18 protein-coding genes are annotated in these 14,864 nt (G+C 66.7%); 8 read left to right on the top strand and 10 right to left on the bottom strand.

The window, feature by feature from the left end:
* Window positions 1-3: 3 nt before the first annotated feature.
* The 3 genes from BN972_RS20655 to BN972_RS20665 are packed head-to-tail and all read right to left on the bottom strand — an operon-like array spanning window position 4 to window position 2,300.
* A complete protein-coding gene (locus BN972_RS20655; RefSeq protein WP_036361936.1) occupies window positions 4-1,206 on the bottom strand; it encodes an NAD(P)/FAD-dependent oxidoreductase in 1,203 nt (400 codons plus the stop codon).
* Between the two features lie 3 nt (window positions 1,207-1,209).
* Window positions 1,210-1,386, bottom strand: a complete 177-nt coding sequence (locus BN972_RS20660; protein WP_390176225.1) for a ferredoxin — start codon at window positions 1,384-1,386, stop codon at window positions 1,210-1,212.
* An 8-nt stretch (window positions 1,387-1,394) separates the two neighbouring features.
* Window positions 1,395-2,300 carry a metal-dependent hydrolase gene (locus tag BN972_RS20665; RefSeq protein WP_036361941.1) on the bottom strand — a complete coding sequence of 302 codons (906 nt, stop codon included), beginning with the start codon at window positions 2,298-2,300 and terminating at the stop codon, window positions 1,395-1,397.
* Window positions 2,301-2,484: 184 nt separating this feature from the next.
* Between BN972_RS20665 and BN972_RS20670 the strand changes: the two genes are divergently transcribed.
* The 4 genes from BN972_RS20670 to BN972_RS20685 are packed head-to-tail and all read left to right on the top strand — an operon-like array spanning window position 2,485 to window position 6,535.
* Complete coding sequence (locus tag BN972_RS20670) at window positions 2,485-3,699, top strand: GNAT family N-acetyltransferase (RefSeq protein ID WP_036361944.1); 1,215 nt, start codon at window positions 2,485-2,487, stop codon at window positions 3,697-3,699.
* 2 nt (window positions 3,700-3,701) lie between these two features.
* On the top strand, window positions 3,702-4,625 hold the full coding sequence (locus BN972_RS20675) for an NAD(P)/FAD-dependent oxidoreductase (protein WP_036361948.1): 924 nt from the start codon (window positions 3,702-3,704) through the stop codon (window positions 4,623-4,625).
* A 51-nt stretch (window positions 4,626-4,676) separates the two neighbouring features.
* Window positions 4,677-5,327, top strand: coding sequence for a TetR/AcrR family transcriptional regulator (locus tag BN972_RS20680; protein ID WP_036363553.1), 651 nt, complete (start codon window positions 4,677-4,679; stop codon window positions 5,325-5,327).
* A complete protein-coding gene (locus tag BN972_RS20685; RefSeq protein ID WP_036361951.1) occupies window positions 5,324-6,535 on the top strand; it encodes an acyl-CoA dehydrogenase family protein in 1,212 nt (403 codons plus the stop codon). The genes BN972_RS20680 and BN972_RS20685 overlap by 4 nt, the downstream gene beginning before the upstream one ends.
* Here the strand turns inward: BN972_RS20685 and BN972_RS20690 are convergent.
* Window positions 6,532-7,161, bottom strand: coding sequence for a hypothetical protein (locus BN972_RS20690; RefSeq protein WP_200869752.1), 630 nt, complete (start codon window positions 7,159-7,161; stop codon window positions 6,532-6,534). The genes BN972_RS20685 and BN972_RS20690 overlap by 4 nt on opposite strands.
* Before the next feature lie 148 nt (window positions 7,162-7,309).
* Here BN972_RS20690 and BN972_RS28435 point away from each other — a divergent pair, with 148 nt between their 5' ends.
* Window positions 7,310-7,744, top strand: a complete 435-nt coding sequence (locus BN972_RS28435) for a hypothetical protein (RefSeq protein ID WP_080697041.1) — start codon at window positions 7,310-7,312, stop codon at window positions 7,742-7,744.
* Window positions 7,741-8,337, top strand: coding sequence for a DUF998 domain-containing protein (locus tag BN972_RS20700; RefSeq protein WP_036361954.1), 597 nt, complete (start codon window positions 7,741-7,743; stop codon window positions 8,335-8,337). The genes BN972_RS28435 and BN972_RS20700 overlap by 4 nt, the downstream gene beginning before the upstream one ends.
* On the opposite strand, the gene BN972_RS20705 is transcribed toward BN972_RS20700, so the two are convergent.
* Complete coding sequence (locus tag BN972_RS20705; RefSeq protein ID WP_036361958.1) at window positions 8,338-9,147, bottom strand: crotonase/enoyl-CoA hydratase family protein; 810 nt, start codon at window positions 9,145-9,147, stop codon at window positions 8,338-8,340.
* Window positions 9,148-9,249: 102 nt separating this feature from the next.
* On the opposite strand from BN972_RS20705, the gene BN972_RS20710 reads away from it, so the two are divergent.
* A complete protein-coding gene (locus BN972_RS20710; RefSeq protein WP_036361961.1) occupies window positions 9,250-10,455 on the top strand; it encodes an MFS transporter in 1,206 nt (401 codons plus the stop codon).
* Here BN972_RS20710 and BN972_RS20715 read toward each other — a convergent pair.
* Window positions 10,388-11,203 carry an acyl-CoA thioesterase domain-containing protein gene (locus tag BN972_RS20715; RefSeq protein ID WP_051545762.1) on the bottom strand — a complete coding sequence of 272 codons (816 nt, stop codon included), beginning with the start codon at window positions 11,201-11,203 and terminating at the stop codon, window positions 10,388-10,390. The two genes, BN972_RS20710 and BN972_RS20715, sit on opposite strands and share 68 nt — an antisense overlap.
* A gap of 129 nt (window positions 11,204-11,332) precedes the next feature.
* Between BN972_RS20715 and BN972_RS30880 the strand changes: the two genes are divergently transcribed.
* The gene (locus BN972_RS30880; protein WP_261785923.1) at window positions 11,333-11,461 is read left to right on the top strand and encodes a hypothetical protein; all 129 of its coding nucleotides are present in this window, start codon (window positions 11,333-11,335) and stop codon (window positions 11,459-11,461) included.
* A 3-nt stretch (window positions 11,462-11,464) separates the two neighbouring features.
* Here the strand turns inward: BN972_RS30880 and BN972_RS20720 are convergent, their stop codons facing one another.
* From BN972_RS20720 to BN972_RS20735, 4 genes are read right to left on the bottom strand one after another with little or no spacing between them, the layout of a single operon-like run.
* Window positions 11,465-12,184 carry an NUDIX hydrolase gene (locus BN972_RS20720; protein ID WP_036361965.1) on the bottom strand — a complete coding sequence of 240 codons (720 nt, stop codon included), beginning with the start codon at window positions 12,182-12,184 and terminating at the stop codon, window positions 11,465-11,467.
* 19 nt (window positions 12,185-12,203) lie between these two features.
* Complete coding sequence (locus BN972_RS20725) at window positions 12,204-12,539, bottom strand: hypothetical protein (protein WP_036361968.1); 336 nt, start codon at window positions 12,537-12,539, stop codon at window positions 12,204-12,206.
* A gap of 24 nt (window positions 12,540-12,563) precedes the next feature.
* Window positions 12,564-13,427: an HAD-IA family hydrolase gene (locus BN972_RS20730; protein WP_036361970.1), complete on the bottom strand. Its 864-nt coding sequence runs from the start codon at window positions 13,425-13,427 to the stop codon at window positions 12,564-12,566.
* Window positions 13,424-14,824 (bottom strand): mannitol dehydrogenase family protein, encoded by a 1,401-nt coding sequence (locus BN972_RS20735; protein WP_235192536.1) that lies wholly within the window; start codon window positions 14,822-14,824, stop codon window positions 13,424-13,426. Before BN972_RS20735 ends, BN972_RS20730 begins: the two co-directional genes overlap by 4 nt.
* Window positions 14,825-14,864 lie beyond the last annotated feature (40 nt).

The raw sequence follows: 14,864 nt of genomic DNA on the forward strand, positions 1-14,864 counted from the left end.
CCGCTAATCCGGTGGACTGGGCGGGAATTCCGCTCGAGTCCGGATGACATCCCGGTAGACATCCACCCGGCCCGGTACGGTGCTCAACACCGCCGTCGTGTGGCCCTCACGGCCGTATGCGGCGACGAATTCCCACGTCGCCGGATCACCTTCGACAATCTCCACGGTGTCATAATCAACTGGCACACCGAGCATCTGGACCTTGACGTCATACTGATCCGACCAGAAGTAGGGCACCTCCCGGTACTCCTGCGCGCGATCGCGACCTGTCAACAGCGTCCGTGCCGCGGCCGCACCCTGACGGCCGGCATGTTCCCAGTGCTCGATACGTAGCTGTCGCCCGTACAGCGGGTGCCACCAGGACGCCACGTCACCGGCGGCCACGACGTCGGTGCCTCCCTCGACCGTGCCGGTGGCATCACAGACCACTCCGTCGTCCACCCGCAGTCCGGAGCCCCTGAGCCAGTCCGTCGCCGGCGTGACGCCTAAGCCGATTACGACGAGATCGGCCGGCACCTGTGAACCGTCGGTGAGGCGGACGGCCTCCACCTGCCCGTTGCCGACGAACTCCTCGACGCCCACGTCGACTCGCAGATCGACACCATGCTGGCGGTGCAGGTCGGCCCAGTGCGGTGCCAGCTCCCCGCCCAGCGCGGCGAGCAACGGATTGGCGGACCGCTCGATCAGCACCACCTCGAGCCCGATCTCCCGGCACGTTGCGGCGACCTCGGCACCGATGAATCCCCCGCCGACGACGACGACCCGAGGCCCCGAGCTCAGCCGCTCGCGAATTGCGAGACAGTCGTCGACCGTGCGAAGCATCATTACTCCGTCCGGAACGGGCCCGTTCGGCCACTCACGAGGAACGGCACCGTTGGCGATCACCAAACCGTCGAACTGCAGGGCTAACTCGTCGTCACCATCGCGGATCTGCACGGTCCGGGACGACATGTCCAGGGCGAGCGCCGAGGCGCCGCGCAGCACCCGTGCTTGCATCTCGAACTGTGGAGCCAGGTCGATGCCGGCGCGATGGACCTTCCCACTGAGCAACTTTTTCGATAGCGGTGGACGATGGTAGGGCGCGTAGCGCTCCGAACCCACGACTGTGAGCTCGCCGTCGTAACCTTCTTGTCGCAGCGTTTCGGCGGCGCGCGTCCCCGCAATCCCCGCGCCCACGACAACCACTTGTTTGAGGGCGGTCGGCATCGTTCAGTCCCTCACCGTGATCGCCTGGGTCGGGCAGGACACTTCGGCGCCCTTGAGCTGTTGACGAAATTCTTCGCCCGGCTCGTCCTGCAGGACGTGCAGCCCGTCTTCGGCCACCTCGAACACCTCATGACAGATGCTCATGCACACGCCGTTGCCGTCGCACGTGTCGAGATCCACTGACACCTTCATCGCAGGGCCGCCTGTTGCGCGCGCTCGCGGGCGGCTTTGGCTACCGGCGAATAGTTCAGGTAGTCGATCGCCATTTGCGTGTCCGCTTCGGCACCGGGGTGGTGGCTGGGCCGCATATACCGCACCGGCGACGTCACCAACAACTTCCACGGACTGGGCAGTCGGTATTGCCGCGCCGCCCGCATCCAGTCGCGCCATCGCCATTTCTGATCGATGGTCGGGTCGTGGTTCATCAGGTACTTGGCGCCGGCGATCCACCAACCGATGAACAGCGGTGCTGTCATGAACATCGAGAAAGCGCGGATGGCGTAGCTGCCGCAGACGTGCTGATAGACGTCGAAGACCAGGGAACGATGCTCGACTTCCTCCGCGCCGTGCCAGCGCAGCAGATCGAGCATCATCGGGTCAGCGCGGGCGTAGTCCAAGCCGCGATTTGTCAGCACCCACTCGCCGAGCATTGCCGTGAAATGTTCGAGTGCGGCCACGTCTGCCAGGCGCCGGTACAGCCACCAGCGGCGCAGCGCAGGCGGAAAAAACTTGGGCGGATCACCGAGACTCAACGACAACGTCGTGCCAAGTCGGTCGGTGTACGGCTTGGTGTCAATGCCCTGTTCGGCCAAATGGTCAAGCACCACTTGGTGCGCCCACGCATGCCAGGATTCCTGCTGGATGAACGGTTTGATGGCCGCCTCCAACTCCGGATCGTCGACGAGCGACGACGCCTCTAGTACCGCCTTGATGAAATGGCGCTCACCCTCGGGCAACAACAGATGCAGGACGTTGATCATGTGTGTCGAGAAAGGGTCATCGGGGACCCAATGCAGTGGTGTGTCTGACCAGTCGAAGCGAACCATCCTTCGAAATTTCGGGTGTCCGTCGTGATGAAGTGCGACTTCCGGCATACCGGATTCCTTCCGCCCGTTGAGCACTCTTGGCGCGTTCGTGCATTGGCAGAGCGGCTGCCGCAGACGCGCTATCGGGCTGCACGGAAAACTGCGAACAACCGTTCACTCAACGTGTACCCACCCGCCCGACGGTCTAACGTGCCGGCGCCGGCCAGCTGACAACATGGCGTAAGAAGAGTGGGTGACCACCGACATCCGCGTGCTCGACGGCGAAGCTGAGCTGCTGGCCGCGTCGAAGGTGTTCCGCACCGCCATGGTCGGATTCCCGCCGCTGAACCTGGCACCCGGTCAGATCGCCACCATGCTCGAACCCGGCCGGACCATCGGCGCGTTCGTCGACGACGAGCTGGTCGGCACCGCCGACGCGGTGACCAGCGGACTTACCCTTCCTGGCGGCGCGATAGTGCGCCATGCCGCCGTGACGCACATTGGAGTACTGCCGTCGTACACCCGCCGGGGCATTGCCAGCGATCTGGTCGGCCATCAATTGCGCGACTTCGCCGCCCGAGGCGAGGTGGTCGCGACGTTGCGGGCCTCCGAGGCGACGATCTACGGACGCTACGGCTACGGGATGGCCAGTTCGACACAGAGCGTGGAGGTCCAGACGGCACGGGCGGCGTTTCGGCCGGGCGTCGGGTCCGGCGGGGCGGTGCGGTTGCTGGACGCGGCGCAAGCGTGGGACGTGTTGCCCCGCATCTATTCCGAACACCGCCCGACGCGACCAGGCACCATCGACCGTCCCGCCGCGTGGTGGCAGAGCGTGCGGCTGCGTAGTGAATCCGGGCCTGGCCCGTTGTATATCGCGGTGCACGGCCAACCCGGATCGGAGTCGGGATTCGCCCGCTACCGTCCCATCGACACCGACCGGTGGTTCGTCAGCGACCAGCGCACCATCGTGGTGGAGGACTTGTTCGCCCCCACCACCGACGCCTACCTCGGCCTGCTCCGTTTTCTGCTTGATTTGGATCTGGTCGACCGCGTGATGTTCTGGATGCTGCCCCTCGACGACCCGCTGCCGTCGCTGTTGGCAGATCGGCGCGCCGCCAAGGTGACCGCGATCCACGACGAGACGTGGTTGCGCATCGTAGATGTCCGGCGAGCGCTCGGTGCGCGCCGCTATTCCGGTGCCGGGTCGTTCACCCTGGCGGTCAATGATGCTCTGTTGCCGAACAATTCGGGGGTATTCGCGATCAGCGCCGACGGCGCCGCGCTTACCGATCGATCCCCCGACGTGCATGTCGAAGCAGAAGGCCTGGGCGCTGTCCTGCTGGGCGGTACAACCTGGCGCAATCTCGCCCTGGCCGGGCTGGCGCGCGCCGACGATCCCGCGGCGCTGACGGTTGCCGACGTATTGTTCGCGGTGACCGACGCCCCGTACGCCGGCTTCTACTTCTGACCATGATCGTCATCGTCGGCGCCGGGATCTCGGGGCTTGCGGCCGCCTACGCACTGTCGCGGCGCGGCGAGCGCGCGCTGGTGATCGAGCGCGGTGAACCGTTCGCAGAACAGTCGGTCGGGCTGGCGCGGATCTTCCGCGTCGCGCATCAACGCCCGGAGCTGTGCCGGCTTGCGCTGCGCGCCCGCGCGGGCTGGCAGCGCTGGCAGTCGGAGTTCGGCGCCGGACGGCTGCTGGGCTCCGAAGGTTTCATTTCCGCCGGTGCTGCCGACGCTGTCGCCGCCGCCATGCACGAGGCCGGCGCCGAGTTCCGCCGGCTCGACCGTGGCGAACTCGCGGCACACCTTCCCTTTGTGGAGGTGCCGTGGGAGACCGGCATTTTCGATCCGCTCGGCGGCAGCTTGCGCATCCGTCGCGCGTTGACCGCTCTGGCCCAGCGCGCGGACATCCGGCGTGCCGACGTCCTGTCGGTCGCCGACGACGGCTCGGTCGCACTTGTGGACGGAACGCAGTTTCGAGCCGACCGGGTGCTGATCTGTGCCGGAGTGCAGACTCCCGCCTTGTTCGGTCCACTCGACATCGAGTTCGGCCCGCACACCCGGTTCACCTACGAGGGCGCCAATGCGACCGGCGCCGCCTGCCTGTCCGCGCCGGAGGGCTATGGGCTGCCGATCGGCAGCACCGGCCGCTGGGCCTTCGGCCAGGACGTCGCGGACCCGGTGACCGTGCGCCGGCTGTTCCCGACGTTGACGCCGGTAGGGCAGGTGGATTGTGTGACGGCCCGTGCGTCCTGGCTGGATGCCGGCGGCGACGGCTGGACGCTGCGCCGTCGCGGCCGGGTCAGTGGATTCGTTGGAGCCAACCTGATGAAGTTCGGGCCGGTGCTGGGCGACCTCCTCGCCGATTTCGTGCTGGACACCGGCTGAGGGGTTGCGCCAATTTTGCACTGGATGGTGGTGAGTGAGTACTCTCTCACCATGGTCGCCGAACAGAGTCGAGGGCGCGATCGGCTGCTGGCCGAGGCGCTCAAGCTGTTCGCCGCCAAGGGTTACGCGGCGACTTCGGTGGCCGACATCCAGCGCGCTTCCGGCCTAGCGCCGGGATCCGGCGCGCTGTACAAACACTTCGGCTCCAAGCGCGAGCTGCTGGAAGCCGCGGTCGAGCACCGGATCGCCAGCATCGTCGCCGCGCGTGAGCAGTACGACGCCGGCGAGCCCGACAGCGTCGAGAACGCGGTGCGCACGGCGGGTCAACTGATCTGGAGCAACTTCAAGCAGAGCGAGGACCTGCTCAAGGTCATGCTGCGCGAGCCCGACGAGCTCGGTGACCTCGACGAGAAGACGTGGCAGGTCATCACCGACAACGCCTATCAGCGGTTCGCCCACGAGCTGGCCGCGTCCAATCGCTCCGGCCGCACCGATATCCCCGACCCGGAGGCGGCCGCCGCCGCCGCGATCGGGTCGCTGTCCTACGCCGCGACGCTGCGCGCCCTCACCGGCCGCCTACCCGGAAATATCGACGAAGACCGCTACTTCGAGGCGTGGGTTAAGCAAACGCTCAGCGTCCTCGCGCACTACCGAACACCCAAAACCCCTACCAAGCAACATGTTTCAGGAGCACAACAGTGACATTCTCCATGCAACTCAGTGACGACGTGATCGAGGTCCGCGATTGGGTGCACAAATTCGCCGCCGACATCATCCGCCCGGCCGCCGCCGAGTGGGACGAGCGTGAGGAAACCCCCTGGCCGGTGATCCAGGAGGCCGCGAAGGTGGGCCTGTACTCCCCCGACTTCTTTGCCCAGCAGGCCGCCGAGGCCACCGGGCTGGGCATGCTCACCGCGTTCGAGGAGATGTTCTGGGGTGACGCCGGCATCGCCCTGTCGATCATGGGGACCGGGCTGGCCGCGGCGGCGTTGGCGGGGAATGGGACTCCCGAGCAACTTGGCCAGTGGCTACCCGAAATGTTCGGCACCGCCGACGAACCCAAGCTCGGCGCGTTCTGCTCATCGGAGCCCGACGCAGGGTCGGACGTCGGCGGCATCCGCACCAGGGCGCGCTATGACGAGGCCAGCGGCGAATGGGTGCTCAACGGCACCAAGACCTGGGCCACCAACGGCGGTATTGCCAACGTGCACATCGTCGTCGCCTCGGTCTACCCGGAACTCGGCACCCGCGGCCAAGCCAGCTTCGTGATCGGGCCGGACACCAAAGGCCTTGCGCAGGGCCAGAAATTCAAGAAGCACGGCATCCGTGCCTCGCACACCGCCGAGGTTGTGCTCGACAACGTCCGGCTGCCCGAGGACGCTATCCTCGGCGGCCGCGACAAATTCGAGGCGCGGGTCGCCCGGGTCAAGTCCGGTGCCTCGACCCGCGGCCAAGCGGCGATGAAGACCTTCGAGCGCACCCGTCCGACGGTGGGCGCGATGGCCGTGGGGGTAGCCCGGGCTGCCTACGAGTACGCGCTCGACTATGCCTGCCAGCGTGAGCAATTCGGTCGCAAAATCGGTGAGTTCCAGGCTGTCGCGTTCAAGCTGGCGGACATGAAGAGCCGGATCGACGCGGCCCGGCTGCTGGTGTGGCGGGCCGGCTGGATGGCGATCAACAACCAGAACTTCGACAGCGCCGAGGGGTCGATGGCCAAGCTGGTGGCCAGCGAGACCGCCGTGTACGTGACCGACGAGGCGATCCAGATTCTCGGCGGTAACGGCTACACCCGGGACTACCCCGTGGAGCGGATGCACCGGGACGCGAAGATCTTCACCATCTTCGAGGGCACCAGTGAGATTCAGCGCCTGGTGATTTCGCGTGCGCTGACCGGGCTTGCCATCCGCTAGGCCGCTGCGAACTGGCGTTGCTGGCCTACCACGGACAACCCCGCCAGCCGGCGCCACGAGCGGATGGCGTGCCGCGTCACCGCCACGATCACAGCGGAGTTGTCGTCGAGATTGGCCAGCCGATGGGCACGCAGCGCGTTGCCGGTCACGGCGTCCAGCGCGTCCCAGTCGTCGGTGTCGGCGAACAAGGTCGACTGGTAGGCGGCGCGCACGGCGTACTTCTGCGCACTCGGCGGCATCGCCGCACTGACCTCGCGTGCGACCCGGCCGGCCCGGTCCCAGGTCGCGATGTCCGGCAACTCGCCCGGGGCCAGGGTGCGATGCAGTTCGGCGATCGTCGAGATGGCTTCGGCCGCAATATCTTCCGCGTATCGGATGACTCCCCACGGGGGGCTGATCAGTAGCTTGGACACCCACCGGCGTGCTACACCGGCGCCGACGTCGGCCGTCCCCACCGTCAGCCAACCCAAATCGAGGGCCACCACGGCGTCGGCCGGTGCGAGGTAGCCGTCCGGCCCGGCCAGCTGGTCGTTGCAAAGCTGGACGAATGCGGCCAGCGGCCGCGCGGAGGTTGCCGGAAAGTCGGTGATCCGCTCGTCACCGTTGATGTACGAAATGACGTTCATGGCGCACCCTTTGGCCGATCCCGGGTGGTGGGATCCGCGCGCCAGCCGGAGCGGATGGGTGATGCGCTCAAGGTCCATGGTGAAACACATTGTATGACGGGCGACGTCACGGCGCTGCTGGACACGGCGGGATGACATGATGAGGCGCATGGGATTTCTGTTGGACTCGGCCCGGAATCCGGTTGCCGACGACGAGACCGTGGTGGGCTCGATAGGCGTCATAGAAAGCCGCGTCGTTGCCGGCTCCGCCGCTGTCGCGGGAAGCGTCGCCGTGGCCGGATCGGCGACGACCGCGGGCAGCGTCGCGGTGGCGGGATCCGTCGCGACGGCGGGCAGCGTCGCGGTGGCCGGATCGGCCGCGACGGCGGGCAGCGTCGGGGTGATCGCCAGTCTGTTGACCGTGATCTGCGTGTTGGTCCAGGAATGCGTGGCCTGCCTGGCCTGCATCGCCTGCACCCGGTGCGTGGGTTGTGTCGCGTGCGTGCGGTGCACCGACTGCGTGGGGTGCGTCGGCTGTGTCAACTGCTCGGGCCTGCGGAATGCCCGGGGCGCCAGGAACATTCATCTGGAACCGGCTGCTTGAGCCGGAAATGCGGTGCGGCAATCTGGGTCCTCGGGGCAGTCGGGTACCTGCTCCTGGAGGGGCTCGCCGCCGCCGGTTATCCGCATTACAGCTATGCGGACAACTACATCAGTGATCTCGGGGTCGCCGGCTCCAGGACGCATCTCATGCATACCGCGTTCTGCTCGTACGGCACCACGTTCCTGCTCGGCGCCGTTCTGATCGCAGGCGTCCAGGCCAGTCGACGGACGGGCATCTTCCTGGCCATGGCCGCCGCCAACGCCGCCGGGAACATCGTGGTGGGAACGGTATACAGCGGCAAGGTGCACGTCGCCGGCGCCGCACTGGCCATCGTGGGCGGCAACGTCGCCATCGTGGCCGGGTCCGGAGTGGTCGGCATTGGTTGCCGCTGGTACCGCCGCACCTCCGAAGTCGTTGCGGCCCTGGGGCTGTTGTCGCTGGCCCTGCTGGTGGTCGATTCCTCGAACACCGATTTCCGGATACTGGGCGACGGGGTGTGGGAACGCGGCAGCGTGTACTCGATCACCTTCTGGCAGTTGCTGACCGCGGCGTGTCTGCTCGCCGCCCGTCGGGCCCCTGATCCGGTGAAGTGACTACTTGCCGGTGAAGTTCGGCGCCCGCTTCTCCAAGAACGCCCGCGGACCCTCCTTGGCGTCGGCCGACGCCATGACGGCCATACCGAGCTCGAGTTCCCGCGGAAAGGCTTCGGCCTCGGTCTTTTCCAGATTCTCCAGCACCGACGCTTTGATGTTGCGCACGGCCAGCGGGCCGTTGGCCGCCACCTGCGCGGCGATCTCCCGCGCCTTGGCCAGTGCTCCACCGGCGGGCGTGACGTGCCCGACCAGCCCGACCTCGTAGGCCCGCTGTCCGGAAATTGGCGTGCCCACCAGCAACATTTCCATCGCAACGGTGTAGGGAATCTGGCGGGGCAACCGGATCGTCGATGCGCTCATCGGAAACAGGCCGCGCTGCACCTCGCTGATCGCAAGTTGCGCGTTCTCGGCGGCCACCCGGATGTCAAAGGCCTGCAGGATCTCCATCCCCCCGGCATAGCAGTAGCCCTCTACGGCGGCGATGATCGGCTTCTTGACGTAGTGATCCTTCAGGAACCCCTTGTAGATCAACGAGAAATCGCTTTTGACCCGTTCCTCGTACTCGTTCTGCGGCGGTTCACCGGCGATCAGTGCGCTCACCAACCGATCCAGATCCGCTCCGGCGGAGAAGTTGCCCGCCGCCCCCGTCATGATCGCTACCCGCAGGTCGGGATCTTCGTCGAGTAGGTCCCAGGCATCGGCGAGCCGACACAAGACCTCCGGGTTGAAGGCATTTCGCTTCTCCGGGCGGTTGATGGTGATGGTAAGGATGTGTTGGTCGCGCTCGACGAGGACTGCCGGTTCTGCCACGTACTGGTGTCTAGCACGAAACCCCGTTCCTGAGATAGTGAGGAAGCTCTCGTCTCGGAATAACGCGGAATAACGCGCCCGGCCGGCATTGTCTGTGCCCCGGTGAGCACCCCAACGCTGAGAACTTCGAGCGAGACGACCAGGCTTCTGTTCGCTGGTGTGCTGGCGACCCTGCTGGCGATGGGCTGGGCCGCCAGCCATTTCACCGCGCTGATGCCGGCCCTCGGTGCAGGCAAGCACCTCAGCGCCGCCACCCTCGACGTGATTTTCGGTGTCTACGCGATCGGATTGCTGCCCGGCCTGCTCGTCGGCGGGCGGGCATCCGACATCTTCGGGCGCGCCTCGGTAGCGCTGGTGGGCTCGCTGACAGTCCTGCTGGGCACGGTGGCGATGCTGCCGTCCCAGGAGTCCGGCGTGCTGATGGTGGGGCGGCTGATCGTCGGTTTGGGCGTGGGCCTTGCCGTCAGCTCGTGCACATCGTGGGCCTCGGATCTGCACGGCTCCACCGGGGCGGCCCTGGCCGGCGCGGTGTTGATGGCCGGTTTCGCCGTCGGGCCGTTCGCTTCGGGCGCGATCGCCTCGATCGCGCAGTCCGGCGTGCGGTTGTCGTTCGCCGTCGCCGCCGGCCTGGTCGCGGTGGCGATGATCGTCGCCGTCGGCGTGTCACAGCGGGCCGCGCCGGTGCGGCCGGAGCCGGCACCGGGATCCGAGGCGCCGGGGAGTCACTCCCGGCGCCTCGCGTTGGGCTGGGCCATGCCGCTGGCTCCGTGGGTGTTCGCCTCGGCGTCGGTCGCCTTCGTCACCATCCCCACCAAGGTGCACACGGGTCTGGCCGCACCCCTGGCGGCCGGGGTCGCGGCGCTGATCACCAACGGCGCCAGCGGGGTCATCCAGCTGGTGGCCCGGTCGCGCCGGTGGGGCCCGCAAACCGGCACCGTCGGGGCGTTGCTCGCCGCACTCGGATACGCGGCACTGGCTGTCGCGCCGTCGAGCATGCCACTCGGGCTGGGCCTCGCGCTTGTGGTTCTGCTCGGATGCGCGTCCGGTCTATGCCTGCGCGAGGGTCTGATCGATGTGGAAGCCGCGGCGCCGCAACAGTTTCGCGGAACCCTGACTGGGATCTTCTATGCCGTGACCTACGTCGGCTTCGGCCTGCCGCTGCTGTTGACCGTGCTCGGGCCCGGTCCGGAGACGGCGCTGATCTTCGCCGCCTTGGCGGCGCTGGCGACCACAGCTGCGCTCAGCCGCGCGGTGCGCTTGCGTCGTCACCCGCACCGGCAGCACCGCGTGAGCCCTGCGACGGCCTGAACCCGGTTTGCGCGATGGCAACGGACACACCGTTGCCGATCGGCCCCCGGCGGTCGACCAGGACCGCTGCACCGGTGGCGACACCGTCTTCGCTGTAGTGGGTGAGGGAGCCGAGCCCCAGGTGGGGGCCGTCGGGCAGCCGGCTCAAGGTGAGCGTGTAGTCGACGTTGATGAATTCCAGACCCTGGGTTCCCCAGTTGGCGATCGACGCCGTGATGTCGCCGGCCATGGCCGCGCGGGTGAAAGCCGTCATCGGTTCGTCGTCGATCAGGGGGCGTGTTTCCTGCAGCCAGGTGTATTTCGGGCCGAACGTCTGCGCCCACTCGGGATCCGGGTTCTGCAGCTCCGCGCCCCACCCGTAGGTGCGGATGAATAAGGTTGGCACGTCCTGCAGTTCCGGCAGCGGCGGCATCTGCACCGGCTGCGACCAGATCTGCCCGTCGGGCTGGGCACCGCGCCGCAGGAAGAGTGCACTGGCCTGCGCCACGGTGTTCCCCTCCTGAACGACGGCGGCCTCGACGAGGCGCAGCCGCCGCCGGTCTTGAAGCACGCGGGTGTGGACCTCGACGGGCTGCAAGGCGGTGGGGCGCGGCAAGTCGACGGTCAGGCGCGCGGGCGCAAACTGCGGGTCGTCGACCGCACGCTCGACCGCCCAACCCAACAGGCCACCAACCACGTGGCCGCTCAGCGACGGCCCCCAACCACCCCGCGCAATCGCGGTCGGCACGAAGCCGTTCTCTGCACGCAGGAAGTAGGGCGGCGAGTCCGCCGTGACGCCACCGTCAGAATCGCCGTGCACCCCGTTTTTCTACAGCACATCGAGCTTGCAGCGCGCACAGGGATCCTCTCTGCCCCACCCCACGCGTAGCCTTGGCGCATGGGTGGCACTGGGACCACGAATATGGTGCTGATTCTCCTGGTGGCGATGGTGGTCTTCTTCATCGGGCTGGTCGGCTACGCCAAATTCGCCTCCCGCAACAGATCCGACCGCGACGACCAGGATTGACACCTATTTCCAGGCGAACGGCGGTTGCTCGAGTTCGTCGACCGGATCGTCCTTGCCTTCCAATCCCAGCCAGCGCAGCTGCAACAACACCGCACCGGTCGGCGCATGGATCAGGTCGTTTCCCAGCGGAATCTGGACAACCGGGCGTGGGCTTTCCGGGATACTGATGTATCGCGGCGAATCGGGTCGCTGCAGCTGATGCAGCCCCACCCGGTAGACCGCCATCACCTCCTCGGGCGCCGGCCGCGGATCTAGCCGGCCGCCACCCCAGATCACCACCGGTGTAATGACATATCCCGACCGGGTCGGATAGTCGTCGAGCAATCCCAGTACCGCGGACTGCGGCAATCCGATCCCGACCTCCTCGTCCAGTTCCCGCAACGCCGCGTCGATCACGCTCTCACCCGGGTCCAGGCGGCCGCCGGGCAACGCCCATTGCGCGGCGTGTGCTGTCATGCGGGTTGCTCTGCGGCACAAGAGAAAAGCGGCACCGCCGGCCACGTCGACCATATGACCGTCCAGGCCCTCCTCCGGCATCGGCCGACCGCCGATCCATTCGTCGACTGGCGCCGGGTCGATGCGGTCTTCGCCGACCTCGGAGTCGACCAGCACCACCGCAACCGCCGCGTGCCGCTTTGTCGGGTCGGTCACCGTCCGCCGCTGGTGATTGCCCAGCCGCGTGCGGATCTGGTCACGCAGCGCGTCGTCGTATGCGATGGTCACCGCTCGACCATAGGCGGTGCTAGGGCTCGCCGCGGGCCGGAGTCTGACCGGCAACCCCGTGCCGCAGGGGTGTGTTGGCCTGCGCGGCGGTCGCTTCCTGCACGGTCGAGCCGTGCGAGGTGCCGTGCACCTCCGGTGTGTTTTGGGGGTCGCCGCCCGAAGGTTTGGCGCCGGCCTGCAACTCGTCCAAGCGCGCCTGCAGCGCCTGCAGCACCGGCGTCCGTTGGCCGTGCGCATGCTCGTGCGAGATCAACTCGTGCAATTGCGACTCCTGCAGTAAGCGGATCCGGTGGCGCAGATCGCCAAGGGGCAGCTGGTCGTAATCCGGCAACGGCAACTCGTCGGCAGCAGACATGTCGTCCTCCTTCGGAGAAAGTGGCTACCCGTTGAGCCGGCTCGGAAACAGCTGCGTCGATGTCTGCAGCGAAAGCAGGTACATCGTCAGCGCCGACCAGGAATCGGTGACGGCGCTGGCGCCCGCCTCAACCAACTCCTTGCTCCGCACCGCACGCTCGGCATTCGGCACATACATCAGATTGCCAACGGTGACGAAACCCGCAGCAACCGCCGAGCGCACGCCCGGAACCGAATCCTCGACCGCCAATCCCTCGGCGGGGTCGATACTCAGCACTTCAGCGGTGAACAGATACACCGCCGGGTCCGGCTTGCTCGTCGGAACCGGAAGTGAGTCCTCCGCACTGAAACGCAACGCGGACGGAATGAACGCATCGAGTCCGGTGGCCGCAAAGCACGCGTCGAGGCGAGCCGCTGCACTGGAACTCACCGCCGCCAGTGCGTATCGCGCAGCCAGTGCGCGCATGGCGTGCTGCACGCGACTGTCCGGGCGCAGCGTGGCACCCAGATGCGCGGTGACGTGCCGACGCTCCTCGTGGACCCATTCCTCGAGTTCCGCAGCACACAATGCACGCCCGGCGGCAACATCATCGGCGGTGGCGATTCGGGCGTACGGGCGGCCCGCGGCCAGCGCGGGATCGATCGGCACGCCGCCCAGTACGGCGAGATCGACAGCCGTGGTGCGGAAGTTCTTGCCCGTGGTGCTCTTTCGGAGTTGTTCGGCCGTATAGCGCTCCGGCACACCAAATCTGACCAGGAAGCGATTGGTGATTTCGGCCGACGCGTCGAACGCGGGCGCCTCGGAAGGGAACAGGTTACCGTCTGCGTCACAAAGCACCGTGGTGATCGGTGCTGGATCGAATCGGCGAACTACCTGCAGACGTGTCACCGCCGCATCAACTCCCGAGTATCGCTCCACAGATGACGCCGCATCGCGGCGGTCACTCCGCGTGCGTCGATACTCTGTAGCAGTTCGCCCAGCTGCTGCGGAAAATGGGGGACCATTCGCAGATCATCGAACGGCTCAAGTCGTAGCAAGGGGCCGGGGTTGCTCTTACCCATGGTGGCCAGGGTGGTCAACAATCGGGCCTGCGGATCCTGGACGTGGATCTTGGCGCCGCTGAGGTCATAGCCCCGCAGGTACCGGAACCAGCCGGCCACCGCGAGCGTCAGCAGCGTATGCGGTCGGCCAGAACGGATTGCCTCATGCAAAGACGGCAGCAGGTACGACGGAATCTTCGCCGAGCCGCGCGCCGCCAGCCGAGACAGTTGATCGCTGATGCGTGGGTTGCAGAATCGCTCGAGTACCGTTGTGCAGTAGGCCTGTATGTCCAGTCCCGGCACAGCGGGCAGCAAGGGCGCGATTTCGGATCGCATCAATTGTTCTGCGTAAGAGTAGATGACAGGATCATCCATCGCCTCGTGCATGCGCTCGTAACCGGCCAACGTTCCCAAATACCCTAACGCGGAATGTGTTCCGTTCAGCAGTCGTGTCTTGACGAGTTTGTGGCCCGAGACATCGGTGACGAACTCCACGCCGGCTTCTTCCAGTGCCGGTCGACCGTTGCAAAACGTATCTTCGATGACCCACTGGCCGAACTGTTCGGCAACGACCGGCAGCCGATCGGCGATGCCGAAGCTGCGCTCCACCAACTCTCGCTCGGCCGGTCCGGTCTGCGGGGTGATGCGGTCGACCATGCTGGACGGAAACGAGACATGCCGGTCGATCCACCGCGCCAGCGACTCGTCCCGTGCGGCGGCGAACGAAACCAGTGCGGTACGAGTCGCTTTGCCGCTGTCCGGCAGGTTGTCGCAGGACAGCACCGTGAAGGGCGGCTTGCCGGCGCGCCGGCGTCGATCAAGGGCTGCCGCCAGATACGCCCAGGCAGTGGTGAAGTCGGTCCGAGACCGAAGGTCCGCGCGAACGTCGTCGGCTTCAGTGTCAAACTGACCGCTGTTCGGGTCGAGGTAGTAGCCGTTGCCGGTGATGGTCAGGCTGACGATCCGCGTCCGGTCGTCGGTCAGCGCCGTCACAACGGCGGCCGGGTCCTCCCCCGCATACAGGCAGCCCTGCAATGACCCGATGACTCGTGCCGTGTCTTCTTGACCGCTGCGCTGCACCAGTGTGTACAACGAGTCCTGTTCGGAGAGGATATCTTTGGTGCGCCGGTGGCGTAGGCTGACGCCGACGATCCCGCACTGGCGTGAAACGCCCAGGGACGCAAGGTCATCAAAATAGGCGGCCTGGTGCGCTCGGTGAAAGCCACCCACTCCGATGTGCACCACTGAAGGCCTCAATGCGGACCTGTCGTAGTTCGGCACCCTT

Source organism: Mycobacterium asiaticum DSM 44297 (assembly GCF_000613245.1).
GTDB lineage: Bacteria > Actinomycetota > Actinomycetes > Mycobacteriales > Mycobacteriaceae > Mycobacterium > Mycobacterium asiaticum.

Excerpts from the sequence above, each read along its gene's own strand:
- BN972_RS20655 (WP_036361936.1), bottom strand. The coding sequence starts at position 1,206 with ATGCCGACCGCCCTCAAACAAGTGGTTGTCGTGGGCGCGGGGATTGCG.
- BN972_RS20665 (WP_036361941.1), bottom strand. The coding sequence starts at position 2,300 with ATGCCGGAAGTCGCACTTCATCACGACGGACACCCGAAATTTCGAAGG.
- BN972_RS20675 (WP_036361948.1), top strand. The coding sequence starts at position 3,702 with ATGATCGTCATCGTCGGCGCCGGGATCTCGGGGCTTGCGGCCGCCTAC.
- BN972_RS20680 (WP_036363553.1), top strand. The coding sequence starts at position 4,677 with ATGGTCGCCGAACAGAGTCGAGGGCGCGATCGGCTGCTGGCCGAGGCG.
- BN972_RS20690 (WP_200869752.1), bottom strand. The coding sequence starts at position 7,161 with ATGAACGTCATTTCGTACATCAACGGTGACGAGCGGATCACCGACTTT.
- BN972_RS28435 (WP_080697041.1), top strand. The coding sequence starts at position 7,310 with ATGGGATTTCTGTTGGACTCGGCCCGGAATCCGGTTGCCGACGACGAG.
- BN972_RS30880 (WP_261785923.1), top strand. The coding sequence starts at position 11,333 with ATGGGTGGCACTGGGACCACGAATATGGTGCTGATTCTCCTGGTGGCG.
- BN972_RS20725 (WP_036361968.1), bottom strand. The coding sequence starts at position 12,539 with ATGTCTGCTGCCGACGAGTTGCCGTTGCCGGATTACGACCAGCTGCCC.